1 protein-coding gene is annotated in these 673 nt (G+C 45.0%); it reads left to right on the top strand.

Annotated features, from left to right (window positions below; genetic code table 11):
* Nucleotides 1-94 precede the first annotated feature (94 nt).
* Nucleotides 95-571, top strand: a complete 477-nt coding sequence (locus JIN87_RS28000; protein ID WP_200360060.1) for a hypothetical protein — start codon at nt 95-97, stop codon at nt 569-571.
* Nucleotides 572-673: the final 102 nt, after the last annotated feature.

The raw sequence follows: 673 nt of genomic DNA, 5'->3' as shown, positions 1-673 counted from the left end.
CACAGTTTGGGAAGACGAAAAGAAAGAAGAGCATATCAAGTCGTCGCTCACAACTCCGGGGGCTGCCGCCCCCTCCGCGTGAGGACTCTGCGTTATGAAAAGAATTTCCATACTTCTAGCTGCTCTAGCGACGATGTTTTTCCATGGCTGCGAAACGACAGAATCGACGAAAGCAACCTACAAGAGAACGGTACCATCATCGACAATTCTTGGCGAGGATCCTATTGAGCGGTTCAAAACGGATCAAACAGAGGGTAAGACCTACATTTACGCCACTATCAATATCCCTCCAAAAATGAGCGTCCCTTCGAACATGAAGGCCTTCATCAAATATCCAGGACTAAAGGAATTCGTCCCATCCAAGTATGATGAAAATGCGGAGATACTTCATGTGTTTGTGCAACTCGAAGTAAAGAAACTAGAAGATGGGAGATCAGTAGTTACCCACGAAGACTTAGGTCGTCTCGAAAAATTTATGAGTACGTACAATCAGCTTTCATTAAGAATGATAGAAAAATATCATAACCAGTCAGTCGTCACAACTCCGGAGGCTCCGCCTCCTTCGTCGTGACACTTCGGCGTTAGCCAAAAAAGAGAAAACTAGAGAGATGCTTCAAGACGCGATAGACGTACTCAACAAGTTCACGGAATCTTTCAACAATGAGGATACCGA

The sequence above is a fragment of the Pelagicoccus mobilis genome, from assembly GCF_016595505.1.
Classification (GTDB): Bacteria; Verrucomicrobiota; Verrucomicrobiia; order Opitutales; family Opitutaceae; genus Pelagicoccus; species Pelagicoccus mobilis.
The sequence above is the reverse complement of the archived record's forward strand: the minus strand, read 5'-3'. Positions and strand labels throughout refer to the sequence as shown.

Coding starts and splice junctions, on each gene's coding strand:
- JIN87_RS28000 (WP_200360060.1), top strand. CDS start 95: ATGAAAAGAATTTCCATACTTCTAGCTGCTCTAGCGACGATGTTTTTC.